The following is a 15,280-nucleotide window of genomic DNA, read 5'->3' as shown; positions in this document are numbered from 1 at the left end:
AAGATCTTTAGCCTCCGAGTTGGGCCGCAACGCGGCCAATGTCAACCCCTTGGCGATTTTCGATAGCGCCAGAGCCACGTTCCGACAACCCCCATCAGCGCCAGAGCGAGGCCGTACCACGTCACAGCATATTGCAGATGATTGTTGGGAAAATCGATGATCGTCACGCCGCCGATGGGTAGACCGCCCGGATTGGGCTTGCTGTCGGCATCGATGAAGAAAGGCACCACCTGATTGAGATCCGGCAGATCGGCGCTTTCGGCCATCGCCGCCCAGTCTTTCCAGTAGAAGATATTTTTGGCGATATCGTTTTCGGGCAGGAAGAAACCGGGCTTTGCGGATAGCGGGTCGCGCGCCAGCCCGGTTATGCTCACCGGCCCGTCCAGCTGGCCATCGGCGCGGGTGGCCGGGTCCTTCTTCTCGTAGGGAACGAAGCCGCGATTGACCAGCACGAAGCGTCCGTCTTCCAGCATCAGCGGCGTATAGACATTATAGCCTGCCGCACCTTCATAGGTGGACAGGAAATGCCGTTCGCCCTGATGCATGAAGGTGCCGGAAACGGTCATAGGCAGATATTCGACCGTGCCCTTTTCCTTATAGAGCTTTTCCATCTCCACCAGCGGCAAAGGCGGTTCCTTGATGCGCTCATTGGTGGAAGCGATCAGCGCTTCCTTCCAATAGAGCCGCTCCACCTGCCAGGTGCCAAGCGCCAGAAGGATGACGAGCGCGATACCCGATGCGATGAGAACGCCCCATGGAAAGCGGCGCGATGCGTGACGCTCAGTCATTCTTTGGTATCCGGATGGCTATCGGCACCTCTTTGTATCGTGCCGGGCGCGGCCTTGTTGCGATATTGCATATTGATGAGAATACCCTTCATCCATCGCATCGCGACGAGGCTGAGAATGATCGCCAGCGGCACCCAAAGAATGAAATGCACCCAGAGCGGCGGGCCGATATTGACTTCCATCCAAAGCGCCAGCCCGACGACGATAAAGCCGATGATCAGGATCACGAAGGCCGCGGGACCGTCGCCGGAATCCGCAAACGCATAATCCAGCCCGCAGGCATTGCAACGCGGCGCGACCGTCAGAAAGCCGTTGAACAGCTTGCCCTCGCCGCAGCGCGGGCAGCGCCCGGCGATACCGCTTTTGATCGGATCGACCGGCGGATAGAGATTGGCATCAGGCATCGCGCGCTCCAAGATCTTGACGGTGTTTCAAAACAAAAGGCGGCCATGTTGCCAGGGCCGCCTTGAAACTCAGATTACGGCCAATCAGCCGGCGTGCATCGGCGCGCCCCAACCACCCCAGACATAGATGGCGAAGAACAGGAACAGCCAGACCACGTCAACGAAGTGCCAGTACCAGGCGGCGGCTTCGAAGCCGAAATGCTGCTTTGGCGTGAAATCACCACCGATTGCGCGGAACAGGCAGACCAGAAGGAAAATCGTGCCGATGATCACGTGGAAACCGTGGAAACCGGTGGCCATGAAGAAGGTCGCGCCGTAGATCGAGTCCTTGAACGCGAACGGAGCGTGCATGTATTCATAGGCCTGCACGAACGAGAAGATAATGCCCAGCACCACGGTGATAGCGAGGCCGGTGATCATGCCCTTGCGGTCGTTGTGCAGCAGCGCGTGGTGCGACCAGGTGAGCGTCGTGCCCGACAGGAGCAGAATGACAGTGTTGTAGAGCGGCAGGTGCAGCGGGTCGAGAACCTCGATGCCCTTCGGAGGCCAGACGCCGCCCGTAAACGTGGCGCGCGCCACCTGATGAACTTCGTTCGGGAAGAGGCTTGCATCGAAGAAGGCCCAGAACCATGCCACGAAGAACATCACTTCCGAAGCGATGAACATGATCATGCCGTAGCGCAGATGCAGCGACACGACGCGGGTATGATGACCTTCCTTGCCTTCCTTGATGGTATCCGCCCACCAGCCATACATGCAGTACAGCACGATTGCGAGGCCGATGAAGAAAATCCACGGCGTGACGAGGTTCAGGCCGAAGAACGGCACCTCACCCGCATTGATGTAACGCATCCAGGCGATGCCGCCGATTGCGAGCACAAAAGCGCCCATCGAGCTCAGGAACGGCCAAGGGCTGGGCGCTATGATGTGATAATCGTGGTTCTTCTCGTGTACGTCCGCCATGTCTCTCCCCGTAATCCCCTGAGGGGCTCCTCTCTCGTGCCTGCCTGCTGAAATCCGCCAAGGGACACAAGCAAGCGCGACTATGTTTTGCGTCAGATGGCTCCCTGACCAGATGCCGCATACCGTCAATATTCAAGCGGTTTTACCAACGGTTTGATTCCGACAATAAAACCAGTCTTCGCATTTGTCTTTGCGGCATTATGTGCCGCCTCGGAACTGGCGTCCCGTTATCCCCCATTGCTCGCCGCATCATCCGGCTTCGTTGCGGCCTTTGCATCGGCAACCGGCTTCGGCTTGTCGATCGGGAAAAATGTGTAGGAAAGTGTGATGGTCTTCACATCCTTCAGATCGGGATCGTTGACGATCTCCGGATCGACGAAGAAAACCACCGGCATTTCCATGTCTTCGCCCGGCTTCAGCGTTGTATCCGTGAAGCAGAAGCACTGGACCTTGTTGAAATAGGCGCCTGCCCGGCCCGGCGAGACATTGAAGCTCGCACGACCAAAGGTCGCTTCATCGAACAGGTTGCGCGCTTCATACTTGATCATGGTGGTTTCGCCGATACGCACCGTCACTTCGCGCTGCACCGGCTTGAAATCCCAGGGCAGGCCATTAGCCGTATTGGCGTCGAAACGCACCTTGATGGTCTTGTCGAGAATCGTATCGGAATATTGCTCAACGCGCTGCGTCGTGCCGCCATAGCCCGTGACCTGACAGAACAGCGTGTAAAGCGGGACGGACGCATAGGCCGCACCGATCATGCAGACGAAGAAAGACACGCAGGCAATCGCAATCGTCCGGTTGGAACGCTGCTGCCGCTTGAGCTTATCGTCTTTGTTCTGCTGATCTGCCATGGTCTCCTCCCAGTTTCCCTCCCGAAACAGCCTAACCCGAACTGTTTGTCAGAGCGGCCGCACCAGAATATTGGCACCCAGTTTTGCTATCGTGCCGACATAGACGAGCAGCACGAACAGCGCCAAGGCAATTGCCAGTCCCCAGGACCGGTTGCGCTGGGCTTTCTTCTGCTGCTCGGTCGGCACGACCAGTTCCAGCTTCTCATGAACCGGATTTTCTGCCGTTTTATCCATTACAACACTCCAAAGGCGTGAAGCACCTTCAACGTCAGCGCCTCGACCAGCATAACCGCGAACAGGCCGGACAGATACACCAGCGAAAAGCGAAACAGCTTGCGCGCGGCAATCAGCATTTCCGGCTGCGATGCGGCCATCCACATGCGCCAGGCATAATAGATGAAGGCTCCGCCCAGCAGCACCGATACGGCACCGTAGACCGGGCCTGCAAAGCCCATCACCCATGGCAGCACGCCGACCGGCGCCATGAGCAGCGTATAGAACATCGCCTGACGGCGGGTCGAAAGCTCGCCCCTCACATTCGGCATCATCGGAATGCGCGCGGCTTCGTAATCATTGGTCGAAAACAGCGACAGCGCCCAGAAATGCGGCGGTGTCCAGAGGAAAATGATCATGAACAGCACGACGCTGTCCCAGGTGATCTCACCCGTTGCCGCAGCCCACCCGATCATCGGCGGGAACGCGCCCGCAGCACCGCCAATGACGATATTCTGCGGCGTCGAGCGCTTGAGCCACATCGTGTAGATGACGGCATAGAAGAAGATTGTGAAGGCCAGAAGCGCTGCCGACAGCCAATTGACCATCAGGCCGAGCGTCAGCACCGAAAAGACCGACAGCGTCAGACCGAAAGCCAGAACCTGATTGGGTGCAATCACACCAGCTGGAATCGGGCGGCTGCGGGTGCGCTTCATCACCGCGTCGATATCGGCGTCGTACCACATGTTCAGCGCGCCGGATGCGCCCGCACCAACCGCGATGCAGAGAATGCTGATGGCAGCCAGAACCGGGTTCATCGTGCCCGGAGCAAGGACAAGGCCGACCAGCCCCGTGAACACCACAAGCGACATGACACGCGGCTTCAGCAGAACCAGATAGTCCCGCGCCGTTGCTTCCGAGAACGCGGCTGCGTCATTCGGGCCTGAAACGCTTACGTTTTTTTCCACCAGCGACATTAGACTTCAACAACCTCAAATTCACCGGTCCGACCACCGCATCTTGTTCGATGCAGTTCGACAACCAACACAACTTGTCCCTCCCGGAGAACATCCGTTCCTGCCGGAAATGCCGTGCAATTGTCGGCAGGCCAAACCTGCCAGTACGGTCATAACGCGATGGGCGGAACAGAATGTCGCCCGCCTTTAGCACAATTTGTTGGAAAGGGCGAAGCCTTTTGCAGACCTCCCCCTCCCCATCGCATCATCCTACGCAAAACCGCTTCGCACTTTTGCTGGAAATGCTCACTTTTCCCTGTCGCATTATCCTACGCAAAACCGCTTCGCACTTTTGCTGGAAATGCTCATGCCCTTCGCGCGATTACTTGATGCGCGGCAGCTGTTCCCACTGGTGGTACGGCGGCGGTGAAGGAAGCTGCCATTCCAGCGTGGTTGCGCCTTCGCCCCATGGGTTTGCACCCGCTTCACGCTTCTTCGCGAATGCCTCGAAGACATTGTAGAGGAAGATCAGCACGGCGAAGCCCGAAATATAGGAGCCGTAGGACGACACCATGTTCCAGCCTGCATAGGCATCCGGATAGTCGATGTAACGGCGCGGCATGCCGGCGAGACCGAGGAAATGCTGCGGGAAGAAGATCAGGTTCACACCGATGAAGGTGACCCAGAAATGCAGCTTCGCGGTGAACTCGTTATACATGTAGCCGCTCATCTTCGGGAACCAGTAGTACCAGCCCGCGAAGATCGCAAAGACAGCGCCCAACGACAGAACGTAATGGAAATGCGCCACCACGTAATAGGTGTCGTGCAGTGCACGGTCGAGACCGGCATTGGCGAGCTGAACGCCCGTCACACCACCAACCGTGAACAGGAAGATGAAGCCGATTGCCCACAGCATCGGCGCGCGGAAGGTGATCGAACCACCCCACATGGTCGCGATCCATGAGAAGATCTTGATGCCTGTGGGAACCGCGATGACCATCGTGGCGAACACGAAATAGCGCTGGGTGTCGAGGGACAGGCCGACCGTGTACATATGGTGCGCCCATACCACGAAGCCGACGACACCGATGGCGACCATGGCGTAGGCCATGCCGAGATAGCCGAAGATCGGCTTGCGCGAGAAGGTCGACACGATGTGGCTGACGATGCCGAAGCCCGGCAGGATAAGGATGTACACTTCCGGGTGACCGAAGAACCAGAACAGATGCTGGTAGAGGATCGGGTCACCACCGCCATCCGGCGCGAAGAAGGTCGTGCCGAAGTTACGGTCGGTCAGCAGCATGGTGATGCCGCCTGCCAGAACCGGCAGCGAAAGCAGAAGCAGGAATGCCGTGACCAGAACAGCCCACGCGAAGAGCGGCATCTTGTGCAGCGTCATGCCCGGCGCGCGCATGTTCAGGATCGTGGTGATGAAGTTGATTGCACCGAGGATCGACGATGCACCCGAAATGTGCAGCGCCAGAATGGCGAAATCGATTGCCGGACCCGGCTGACCGCTCGTCGAAAGCGGCGGATACAGTGTCCAGCCGCCGCCAGGACCCCAGCCGCCTGGTGCCGAAGGCATGAACAGCGAGATCATCAGCAGCATCAGCGCAGGCGGCAGAAGCCAGAACGAAATATTGTTCATGCGCGGGAACGCCATGTCCGGCGCGCCGATCATCAGCGGCACCATCCAGTTGGCGAAACCACCGATCAGCGCAGGCATGACCATGAAGAAGATCATGACCAGCGCGTGCGCCGAGGTGAACACGTTGAACATCTGCTTGCCGGCATCAAGTGCGGCATCGCCCTCGACACCGTAGACCATGGACGCAAGGCCATGGAAAATCTGAATGCCCGGTTCCTGCAGTTCGGCGCGCATCGCGATGGACAGCGCGCCGCCGATGATACCGGCGATGATTGCGAAGATCAGGTACAGCGTACCGATGTCTTTATGATTGGTCGAGTAAACCCAACGAACCCAGCCGTGCGGCTTGTGGTCGTCATGGGCACCCTCGTGAGCTGCTGTGCCAGCCATGGAATTCGCTCCCGTTTTTCAACAGTTTGGCGTTCGGGATCAGAGACCCGCCGCAGCCACTTTATTGTTTGCGCCACCTTCGACGGCAGCCTGCAGCGCCTTGTTCGCGCCGTTCAGATCCGAGCCCGCAGCGGCGAGCCATGTCTGGTACTGCTCTTTCGAGACAACGCGCACGGCGATTGGCATGAAGCCATGATCCTTGCCGCAAAGCTCCGAGCACTGACCGTAATAGAGGCCTTCCTTGTCAGCCTTGAACCAGGCTTCGTTGATACGGCCGGGAACGGCATCCATCTTCACGCCGAAGGCGGGAATGGTCCAAGAATGGATCACGTCGGCGGCGGTTACCAGAAGGCGAACGGTTTCACCGACCGGAACAACCACTTCATTGTCGACGGCCAGAAGGCGCGGATAGCGGGACTTATCCTCTTTGCCCGCGGCGGCGCGATCGGCATCCTTCAGAAGAAGGGCGTCAAAGCTGACCGGATTGTCGACCTGATATTCATAGCCCCAATACCACTGGTAGCCGGTTGCCTTGACCGTCAGGGACGGGTCTTCCGGCGAATATTGCGCGGTCAGAAGCTGGAACGACGGCACAGCCAGGAACAGAAGAATGATCACGGGACCGACGGTCCAGATCACTTCGATCATCGTATTGTGGCTGGTCTTCGATGGTTCCGGATTGACGCTCGCCCGGAAGCGAAGCACGACGATAACCAGCAACGCCAGAACCAGCAACGTAACCGGAATAATGAACCAGAGCGTATAGCGCTCAAACCAATGAATCTGCTCGGCAATACCCGTTGCAGCGTCCTGAAATCTCCATTCCCATGGACGCGGCTGATCCGCAAAAGCGGCACCGGTCATCCACAGCACTGCAAGAGCACCAACGACGGCGCCCTTCGTTGTGGCAACAATCTTATCCACCAGAACTCTCTCCCTTTTCGCCCTTTCAGGCTGGACGCCGGACGCAAATGACGGCCGCATCCCCCGTCGGCGTTCAAATCACACCTTAACGCACACCGCAAGGAAGGCGAATATGTTCCTGTGCGGCATTTTTGCGCGCAGCTTTTGCCCGCCGACGGAACCACTCCCAATTCCGCCCGGATTTCTAGCCTTATGCCTGCGCATCCGTAAACCGGCAAAAACTTGGGAAAAACCTGTAAATCTCATAATGAAGCCATGATTTGAAAAGAGGTTTCGCCGCACGTGCTACGTGACAATCGATCCAACAGGCGATATCACCGTTGCAATGATAGCTATGATTGACGATGACTGATAATCGCGTCTCTGATTGCTTTTCATGGCTGATGCTGCGCGTTAACGTCCCACTGATTCGATCAGGGATTCGATCTGGAGATTTCATGACTGTCCGCATGCTTGCCAACCGCCCGATTCTTCAGCGCCTGATGGCTCTTGCCGCTGGCGTCAGCCTGTCGCTCGCAGCCGCAACCCTGCCGTCCGCCGCGCAGAATACGCCCGCGCCGTTGCAGACACCGGATCAGGCCCCGGCTGCGCAGTCGCAGGCGGCCCCGTCCAACCCGCAGCAAAGCGGCAAGCTGAAGTCGCAGCACGGCGCTTGGGCTGTGCTTTGCGATACGCCCGCTGGCGCCAAGACCGAGCAATGCGCGCTAATCCAGAATGTGGTTGCCGCCAAGCGTCCGGAACTCGGCCTTTCGGTCGTGGTTCTGAAGACCGCAGATAACAAGGCGCGCATTCTGCGCGTGCTGGCCCCGCTCGGCGTTCTGCTGCCGAACGGCCTCGGCCTCAACGTCGACGGCAAGGATATTGGCCGCGCCTATTTCGTGCGGTGCTTCGAAGACGGCTGCTATGCGGAAGTCATTCTCGAAGACGAGCTGTTGAAGACGCTGCGTTCCGGCAAGGCCGCAACCTTCATCGTCTTCCAGACACCGGAAGAAGGCGTCGGCATTCCCGTGGATTTGAAGGGGTTTGGTGAGGGCTTCGACGCCCTGCCCTAAGAACTATCGATATTCCGGCGCTGGCGGGCTGCAAACCGCATCCCGCTGCGCTTCCGGTGCTCATGTACCCTTAAGTACATTCCGCTCCGGTTCTCGCGGCCTACGGTTTTCGCCTCACCATCACCAGAATCTCAACAGTTCTTCATCGCGTGGTTGTTCTCAACCGTTTTAAGGCTTACATCCTGCAGCAGACCCATGCTGCAGGATTTGTTTTTATGAAAAGCCTGATCGACAGTTTCGATACCGGACGCGACGATATCGAACGCCTCATCGCCGCGAGCCTCAAGGGCAGCGACGACGGCGAACTCTTCATCGAATATCGCGAAGCTGAAGCGCTCGTTTTCGACAATGGCCGCCTCAAGACCGGTTCCTTCAATCAGGATCAGGGTTTTGGCCTGCGCTCGGTTGCCGGTGAAGCCATCGGCTATGCCCATGCGGGCGACCTTTCGATGGCTGCGCTGAAGCGCGCCTCCGATGCGGTTTCCGCGACCATCAAGGGCTATGGGGGTTCCTATGCCGCCGCACCGGCGGGCACCAATCGCCATCTCTATACCGACGAAAATCCCATCGGCTCGCCGACCTTCGATGCGAAAGTGCAGCTTTTGCAGCAGATCGATGGCTATCTGCGTGCCAAGGACCCGAAAGTTCGTCAGGTTTCCGTCTCGCTGGCCGGTTCATGGCAGCAGGTTGAAATCCTGCGCGCCGACGGCCATTTCGTGCGCGATATCCGCCCCATGGTGCGGCTCACCGTTTCGGTCGTGGCAGGCAACGGCGACCGTCAGGAATCCGGCTCGCATACGCTGGGTGGGCGCAAGGGTTTTGGCGAATTCATCACCGTTGAAAGCTGGCAGCATGCCGCCGACGAGGCGCTGCGGCAGGCGCTGGTCAATCTGGAAGCGATCCCTGCCCCGGCGGGCACGTTCGACATTGTACTCGCCAATGGCTGGCCGGGCGTCATGCTGCACGAAGCGGTTGGTCACGGGCTTGAAGGCGACTTCAACCGCAAGAAGACCTCGGCCTTTGCCGGGCTGCTCGGCCAGCAAGTGGCATCCAAGGGCGTGACCGTCGTGGATGACGGAACGATTGCCGAGCGTCGCGGTTCGCTGACCATCGATGATGAAGGCACGCCGACCAATCGCACGGTGCTGATCGACGACGGCAAGCTGGTCAATTACATGCAGGACCGCCAGAACGCCCGCCTGATGGGCATGGAGGCGACCGGCAACGGACGCCGTGAATCCTATGCCCATGCGCCGATGCCCCGCATGACCAATACCTATATGCTGTCGGGCGACAAGACACCGGAAGAGATCATCGCCTCCATGAAGAAAGGCATCTATGCTGTTTCGTTCGGCGGCGGACAGGTGGACATCACCTCCGGCAAGTTCGTGTTCGGCTGCACGGAAGCCTATATGATCGAGGACGGCAAGATTGCCGCGCCAATCAAGGGCGCCATGCTGATCGGCAACGGCCCGGATGCCATGCAGCGCATTTCGATGATCGGCAACGACATGAAGCTCGATACCGGCAGCGGCAATTGCGGCAAGGGCGGCCAGTGGGTTCCTGTTGGCGTCGGCCAGCCGCATCTGCGTATGGATCAGGTCACCGTCGGCGGTACGGCGGTCTGAGGACCGTCGTTTAGCCAGAAACGCGGCGCATTTGATAAACCGCACAGAAGGCGTTTATAAAGCTCTCTGAAGGCTTATAGAAAATATAGGCCGATCTGGAGATGCATATGCCTGGTTCTTCATATGACTGGACAGGGAAGCAGCCCGACAAGCGCAACCGGCAAAAGCGCATGCTCATCATCACGGCGATCACGATGGGCGCGCTCATCCTGCTATTGGGCATGGTGGACGGACTTTTGATCCTGCTGGGTTGATGGTGCCCGTTTACGAAATCGACTGCGCAGGTGTGACAACGCCAGACGAACTCTGGCGACGCTACCTTGCCGCGGTCCCGGCGCAGGATGTGCAATCCTTCGGCTATACGCTCGATTCTTTCTGGGATGCGGTGCAATGGCAAGGGCCAGGTTGGCCCGGCGAATGCGAGCTTGTGTTTAAAAACACAGAAGCGCTAAGCAAATTGCGCACGCTCGGAGGCAAGCCTTTTCTGGAAGCCTTCAGACGGCTGGTGCATGACACCAGCCGCATTTCGATAAGGCTAAACTAGATCGTCAGATATTCTGACCGCCGGACACTTCGATGCGCTGGCCGGTGATCCAGCCCGTGCCGCCCGACAGAATGGCCGCTACTGCACCGCCAATATCATTCGGACGTCCCACGCGACCCATGGCAGTGGAGTTCGCCACCATCTTGTTGACTTCCGGCATGTCGCGCACCACGCCACCGCCGAAATCCGTTTCGATGGCGCCCGGCGCAATCGCGTTCACCGCAATGCCGCGCGGGCCAAGCTCGCGAGCGAGATAGCGGGTCAGAACCTCGATGCCGCCCTTCATGGTGGCATAGGCCGAATAGCCCGGCAGCGCGAAACGCGCGAGACCGGTCGAGACGTTCAAGATCTTGCCGCCATCCTTGATCAGTGGCAGCAGGGACTGCGTCAGGAAGAAGACGCCTTTCAGATGCACATTCACCAGACCGTCGAAATCTTCTTCCGTGGTTTCGGCAAATGGCTTGTGAACGCCATGACCGGCATTGTTCACCAGATAGTCGAAGGTTGTGCGGCCCCATTTTTCCTGAAGCGCCTGCTGCAACTTTTCAGCAAAGGCAGCAAAACTTGCCACCTTCCCCGTGTCGAGCGGCAGGGCAATGGCGGTGCCGCCCTCGGCTGCAATTTCAGAAACCGCCTCTTCCGCGGCTTTCGCATTGCTCTGATAGGTCAGGACGATGCCGACGCCCTGTCTGGCCAGATGCAGCGCTGCGCTGCGGCCAAGGCCCCGGCTACCGCCCGTGATGAGTGCAATCGTCATGTCAGTTTCCTTTCGCTCAACGAATTCTGGTTTCTATATTGCCGCTTTCCCGTTCGTTCGGCCTGCCACATTCTCCATGAAACATGCCCATTCCTCCGAAGGCTCCGATTTCTGTGTCACGGAAAACAAAGGCTTGCTATGCTTTTCCCATGTCCGAACACGCTTCAAATCTCGCAGCCCGCTGCATCGAAATTGTCCGCGAAACTGGGGTGGGGCCTTATCCTGCACCGACCGGCATCGACGGCGTAACCGTGGTCTGCTCCCCGGCCATATCGGCCATTCGGCCCGATATGTATCAGCCGATGATTTGCCTGGTCCTCCAGGGCGCCAAAGAAATCCTGCATGGCGAACGGGCCGTTCGTTTCGATGCGGGCATGACGGCGATCGTCTCGCACGAATTGATCACAGGTGCGCGCATTGTCGAAGCCAGCCCCGATAATCCCTATATAGCCCTTGCTTGCCGGATCGATCTGGAGATTTTGCGCGCCCTTCAGGGCGAGATTGAGCCGGAGATGATCGCGGCGGCGCGTAGCGAAGCCGTGGCCACCGGCAGGGCGGATGCAGGCGTGACCGATGCCATGACGCGTTTGCTCGATCTGCGCGACAAGCCGCTGGAACGCCGCGTTCTTGAGCCGATGATCCGCAAGGAACTGCATTTCCGCGTGCTTCTGACCCGCAACGGCGCGATGTTGCGTCAGCTTGCCCAGCCGGGCAGCCCGGCAAGCCGCATCGCTAAAGCAATCACCCATATCAAGCAGCACTGGAACAATCCGATCCGCACGGAAGAGCTGGCGGATATTGCCGGAATGAGCCCTTCCAGCTTTCACGAGCATTTCAAATCCGTCATGGCCACCACGCCACTGCAATATCAAAAGGCGTTGCGGCTTCTGGAAGCGCGCCGCCAGCTGAGCGAGACCGCCGTGCCGGTTTCATCGGTTGCTTTTGCTGTCGGCTATGAAAGCCCGACGCAGTTCAGCCGCGATTATCGCCGCGCCTACGGCACCCCGCCTCGCGAAATGCGCGCATAGAAGAATTGCCCCGCATTGCGGTGAAGATGTGGGAAACGCCGCGAAGCGTGCCCTCGCCTGACAATTTTCAGTCTGGCATCCATAAAAATAAAACCGCCTCAAAAGGCGGTTTTATTGTTCAGCAGAATGCTCAGATGCCCGGCTCTTCTTCGAGCAGGCCGGTCACGAAATCGAACAGACCGGGGCGGCGGTCACGACGCAGGCGCTCGGCCTCAATGATCGACTTGATCGCCGCAAAGGAGCGGTCGAGATCTTCATTGATGACAATATAGTCGTATTTCACCCATTTCTGGATTTCAAAACGAGCATTCTGCAAGCGTGTCTCGATGACTTCCGGCGTGTCTTCCGCACGGCGGTTGAGGCGTTGCTGCAATTCGCGCATCGTTGGCGGCAGGATGAAGATCGACACCACATCGGCGGGCATCTTGGCCTGAAGCTGGTCCGCGCCCTGCCAGTCGATATCGAACAGCATATCCTGACCATCGGCCAGTGCAATCTCGGCGGTTTCGCGCAGAGTGCCGTAAAAATTGCCGTGCACTTCCGCCCATTCGATCAGTTCGTCATTGTCGCGCAGACGCTCGAACTCGCGAATGGTCTTGAAGTGATAATGCACCCCTTCGATCTCGCTCGGACGGCGCTGGCGCGTCGTCACGCTGATCGACAGCGAAAGGTCCATCTTCTTGTCTTCCAGCAACAGCCGGGCAATCGTGGATTTTCCAGCGCCCGATGGCGACGAGATCACCACCATCAAGCCTCTGCGCGCGACGCCATTTTCAACTGAAGTGATGGCCATGTTACTCTTACTCCAGATTCTGTACTTGTTCGCGAAACTGATCGACGACCGCTTTCAGTTCCAGCCCGATGGCCGTGATCGACGCCGCGTTCGATTTGGAACACAGTGTATTCGCTTCACGATTAAATTCCTGTGAAAGAAAATCGAGCTTGCGCCCAACCGGGCCGCCATCGGCAAGCAATTGATGGGCGGAGGCGACATGGGTGTCGAGCCGGTCCAGCTCTTCCTGAATATCCGCCTTGGTCGCAAGGAAAGCCGCTTCCTGATAAAGCCGGGCCTCATCCAGTTCACGCGGGCCGTCAAGCAGCAGCGCAACCTGCGTCGCGAGCCGCGCCTTGATGGCATCCGTGCTTCGCGACGGATCCTGCCGCGCCGCTTCGGTGAGACGGCCAATCGTATCGACATGACCCGACAGGATCGTGAACAGCGCCTTGCCTTCCTGCGCCCGCGCCTCGGCAATGGCCTTCAGCGCGCCTTCAAAGGCTGCCACGACGGCTGCTTCCAGTCCTGCCCGGGCATCGTCGTCTTCCGAGACCTGCGCCTGATCGATCATGCCGCGCAGCGACAGAACACCATCGACGCTAGCAGGTGTCAGACCGTGCTTTTCCTGCAATTCGGCACCGAGTTTCAGCACCTCGGACAGCATGGCGTGGTTGATGACGAAATTGGCCTGCTCGTCGGTCCGTTCGACACTCAGGCTCGCCTGAAAATTGCCGCGGGAAAAATGACGCGCCAGCATGGAACGCACCGGATGCTCGACCGCTTCCAGCCCCTGCGGCAGACGCAGGCGCAGATCAAGCCCCTTGCCATTGACCGAGCGCACTTCCCAAACGATACGCGCTTCGCCATTGGCGCCGTCATGCTGCGCGGCATAGCGCGCAAATCCGGTCATGCTCTGGAGCGCCATGCGTCCCTTCCCCTCAACCTGAGCCCGGAAGCGATAGTTCGCCGCCCGTGCACCGAAACTCAATCATGCACTCCAATACGCGGAATGCTGCATTCCTTTAGACATACAGAGCCGGCGCTTTTCAGCAACCGGCTCTGTCGAATCACACACAGATATGTCTGGCAGTCAGGTCACTGCGCAACCTTCTGGCTGCCAGCAGCGCCACCGGCGCTGTTCTGCTGTTCGACATTGCGCCACTTGCGGACATTGGCATTGTGTTCCTGCAAGGTCTTCGAGAAGACATGCCCGCCGGTGCCATCGGCAACGAAATACAAATCCTCGGTCGCAAGTGGATTGGCGACCGCTTCCAGTGCCGCCTTGCCCGGATTGGCAATCGGCGCCGGTGGCAATCCGTTGATGACATAGGTGTTATAGGGCGTCGGCTTTTCGATATCCGACTTGAAGATCGGACGGTCGGACGGTTTGCCCGCACCACCGAACAAGCCATAGATGATCGTCGGGTCCGATTGCAGGCGCATGCCCTTGTTCAGACGATTGACGAAAACCGAAGCGACATGCGGACGCTCCGACGCGATACCCGTTTCCTTCTCGACGATGGAAGCGAGCGTCACGAATTCATTGCGGTCCTTGACCGGCAGGTCGGGGCCGCGCTTCGCCCAGATATCGTCAACCAGCTTCTTTTGCGAAGCGATCATGCGGTCGATGATTTCGGTCCGCGTGGTGCCACGCGTGAAATGCAACGTGTCGGTGAAGAGCGAACCTTCCGGCGGCATGTCTTTCGGCATATCGCCGACCAGAATCGGATCGGACGAAATACGATCGAAAATCTGCTTGACCGTCAGCCCTTCGGGCACCGTCAGCGGATACATGATCGACTTGCCGCTGATGAGAATATTCATCACGTCGCGCATGGTTGCACCCGCTGGAATGGCATATTCACCGGCCTTGAGGTCGTTTTCGTGACCATAGGCGCGCATGCCGAAACGGAAAATACGTCCATCGCTGACGATATCGCGTGCTTCGAGGCTGTTGGCGACTTCGGAAATGCCCGCGCCGCGCTTGACCACGAAAGTCGTCTCGCTTGCCAGCGGGCCCTGCCCGTCAAATTGCATCTTGCCGAAATAAAACAGCGCCGACGCGCCCAGCAAAGCGAGCACGACCAGCGACAGCATGAAATTCATGAAGACGACGATCTGGCTACGCGCATGGCGCGAACGCTTGCGCGGCGGCGGCGTGCCGGGTTCAGGACGCAGAGCTTCCGACGCAGATTTGGGAACAAACGGCTTTGTGGCCGCAGCCGTTTCCGCCGGCGCTTCCGTTGGCGTCTCCGGCTTGCCAGCCTTGGCTTGCTCTTCAGCAGAGTTGGTTCCGGGTTGTGCCCCGGGCTGTACCTCTGAATTCACTCCGTCACCTCGGTCTTGTAGCCTTGAC

17 protein-coding genes are annotated in these 15,280 nt (G+C 58.6%); 5 read left to right on the top strand and 12 right to left on the bottom strand.

The window, feature by feature from the left end; genetic code table 11:
* Window positions 1-41 precede the first annotated feature (41 nt).
* The 8 genes from FIC94_RS15225 to coxB form a co-directional block, all read right to left on the bottom strand.
* Entirely contained in the window at window positions 42-788 is a 747-nt protein-coding gene (locus tag FIC94_RS15225; RefSeq protein ID WP_140025450.1) for an SURF1 family protein, read from the bottom strand.
* The gene (locus FIC94_RS15220) at window positions 785-1,192 is read right to left on the bottom strand and encodes a DUF983 domain-containing protein (RefSeq protein ID WP_109368496.1); all 408 of its coding nucleotides are present in this window, start codon (window positions 1,190-1,192) and stop codon (window positions 785-787) included. Before FIC94_RS15220 ends, FIC94_RS15225 begins: the two co-directional genes overlap by 4 nt.
* 84 nt (window positions 1,193-1,276) lie before the next feature.
* Window positions 1,277-2,155 (bottom strand): cytochrome c oxidase subunit 3, encoded by an 879-nt coding sequence (locus FIC94_RS15215; RefSeq protein ID WP_109368495.1) that lies wholly within the window; start codon window positions 2,153-2,155, stop codon window positions 1,277-1,279.
* A gap of 227 nt (window positions 2,156-2,382) precedes the next feature.
* Complete coding sequence (locus FIC94_RS15210; protein WP_109368494.1) at window positions 2,383-3,009, bottom strand: cytochrome c oxidase assembly protein; 627 nt, start codon at window positions 3,007-3,009, stop codon at window positions 2,383-2,385.
* 48 nt (window positions 3,010-3,057) lie between these two features.
* On the bottom strand, window positions 3,058-3,243 hold the full coding sequence (locus FIC94_RS15205; protein ID WP_109368493.1) for a cytochrome c oxidase system small membrane protein: 186 nt from the start codon (window positions 3,241-3,243) through the stop codon (window positions 3,058-3,060).
* Window positions 3,243-4,199, bottom strand: a complete 957-nt coding sequence (locus FIC94_RS15200; protein WP_140025449.1) for a heme o synthase — start codon at window positions 4,197-4,199, stop codon at window positions 3,243-3,245. The genes FIC94_RS15205 and FIC94_RS15200 overlap by 1 nt, the downstream gene beginning before the upstream one ends.
* A gap of 361 nt (window positions 4,200-4,560) precedes the next feature.
* Window positions 4,561-6,216, bottom strand: coding sequence for a cytochrome c oxidase subunit I (ctaD, locus tag FIC94_RS15190; protein ID WP_109368491.1), 1,656 nt, complete (start codon window positions 6,214-6,216; stop codon window positions 4,561-4,563).
* Between the two features lie 39 nt (window positions 6,217-6,255).
* Entirely contained in the window at window positions 6,256-7,140 is an 885-nt protein-coding gene (gene coxB, locus FIC94_RS15185) for a cytochrome c oxidase subunit II (RefSeq protein ID WP_109368490.1), read from the bottom strand.
* Between the two features lie 437 nt (window positions 7,141-7,577).
* Between coxB and FIC94_RS15180 the strand changes: the two genes are divergently transcribed.
* From FIC94_RS15180 to FIC94_RS15170, 4 genes are all read left to right on the top strand, one after another.
* Window positions 7,578-8,192 carry an invasion associated locus B family protein gene (locus FIC94_RS15180; protein WP_109368489.1) on the top strand — a complete coding sequence of 205 codons (615 nt, stop codon included), beginning with the start codon at window positions 7,578-7,580 and terminating at the stop codon, window positions 8,190-8,192.
* A 215-nt stretch (window positions 8,193-8,407) separates the two neighbouring features.
* A complete protein-coding gene (gene tldD / locus FIC94_RS15175; protein ID WP_140025447.1) occupies window positions 8,408-9,820 on the top strand; it encodes a metalloprotease TldD in 1,413 nt (470 codons plus the stop codon).
* Between the two features lie 107 nt (window positions 9,821-9,927).
* Entirely contained in the window at window positions 9,928-10,074 is a 147-nt protein-coding gene (locus tag FIC94_RS22460; RefSeq protein ID WP_167836051.1) for a hypothetical protein, read from the top strand.
* Window positions 10,074-10,364 carry a barstar family protein gene (locus FIC94_RS15170; RefSeq protein ID WP_140025446.1) on the top strand — a complete coding sequence of 97 codons (291 nt, stop codon included), beginning with the start codon at window positions 10,074-10,076 and terminating at the stop codon, window positions 10,362-10,364. The genes FIC94_RS22460 and FIC94_RS15170 overlap by 1 nt, the downstream gene beginning before the upstream one ends.
* 4 nt (window positions 10,365-10,368) lie before the next feature.
* Here the strand turns inward: FIC94_RS15170 and FIC94_RS15165 are convergent, their stop codons facing one another.
* Window positions 10,369-11,121 carry an SDR family NAD(P)-dependent oxidoreductase gene (locus FIC94_RS15165; protein ID WP_140025445.1) on the bottom strand — a complete coding sequence of 251 codons (753 nt, stop codon included), beginning with the start codon at window positions 11,119-11,121 and terminating at the stop codon, window positions 10,369-10,371.
* A gap of 149 nt (window positions 11,122-11,270) precedes the next feature.
* Between FIC94_RS15165 and FIC94_RS15160 the strand changes: the two genes are divergently transcribed.
* Window positions 11,271-12,149: an AraC family transcriptional regulator gene (locus FIC94_RS15160; RefSeq protein ID WP_180917997.1), complete on the top strand. Its 879-nt coding sequence runs from the start codon at window positions 11,271-11,273 to the stop codon at window positions 12,147-12,149.
* Window positions 12,150-12,279: 130 nt separating this feature from the next.
* Here the strand turns inward: FIC94_RS15160 and gmk are convergent, their stop codons facing one another.
* The 3 genes from gmk to mltG form a co-directional block, all read right to left on the bottom strand.
* A complete protein-coding gene (gene gmk, locus FIC94_RS15155; RefSeq protein ID WP_109368484.1) occupies window positions 12,280-12,942 on the bottom strand; it encodes a guanylate kinase in 663 nt (220 codons plus the stop codon).
* Between the two features lie 7 nt (window positions 12,943-12,949).
* Window positions 12,950-13,849, bottom strand: a complete 900-nt coding sequence (locus FIC94_RS15150; RefSeq protein WP_140025466.1) for a YicC/YloC family endoribonuclease — start codon at window positions 13,847-13,849, stop codon at window positions 12,950-12,952.
* Window positions 13,850-14,019: 170 nt separating this feature from the next.
* The gene (mltG, locus tag FIC94_RS15145) at window positions 14,020-15,252 is read right to left on the bottom strand and encodes an endolytic transglycosylase MltG (protein ID WP_109368482.1); all 1,233 of its coding nucleotides are present in this window, start codon (window positions 15,250-15,252) and stop codon (window positions 14,020-14,022) included.
* Window positions 15,253-15,280 lie beyond the last annotated feature (28 nt).

Origin of the sequence: Ochrobactrum teleogrylli (genome assembly GCF_006376685.1) — a bacterium.
Lineage (GTDB): Bacteria > Pseudomonadota > Alphaproteobacteria > Rhizobiales > Rhizobiaceae > Brucella > Brucella teleogrylli.
The sequence above is the reverse complement of the archived record's forward strand: the minus strand, read 5'-3'. Positions and strand labels throughout refer to the sequence as shown.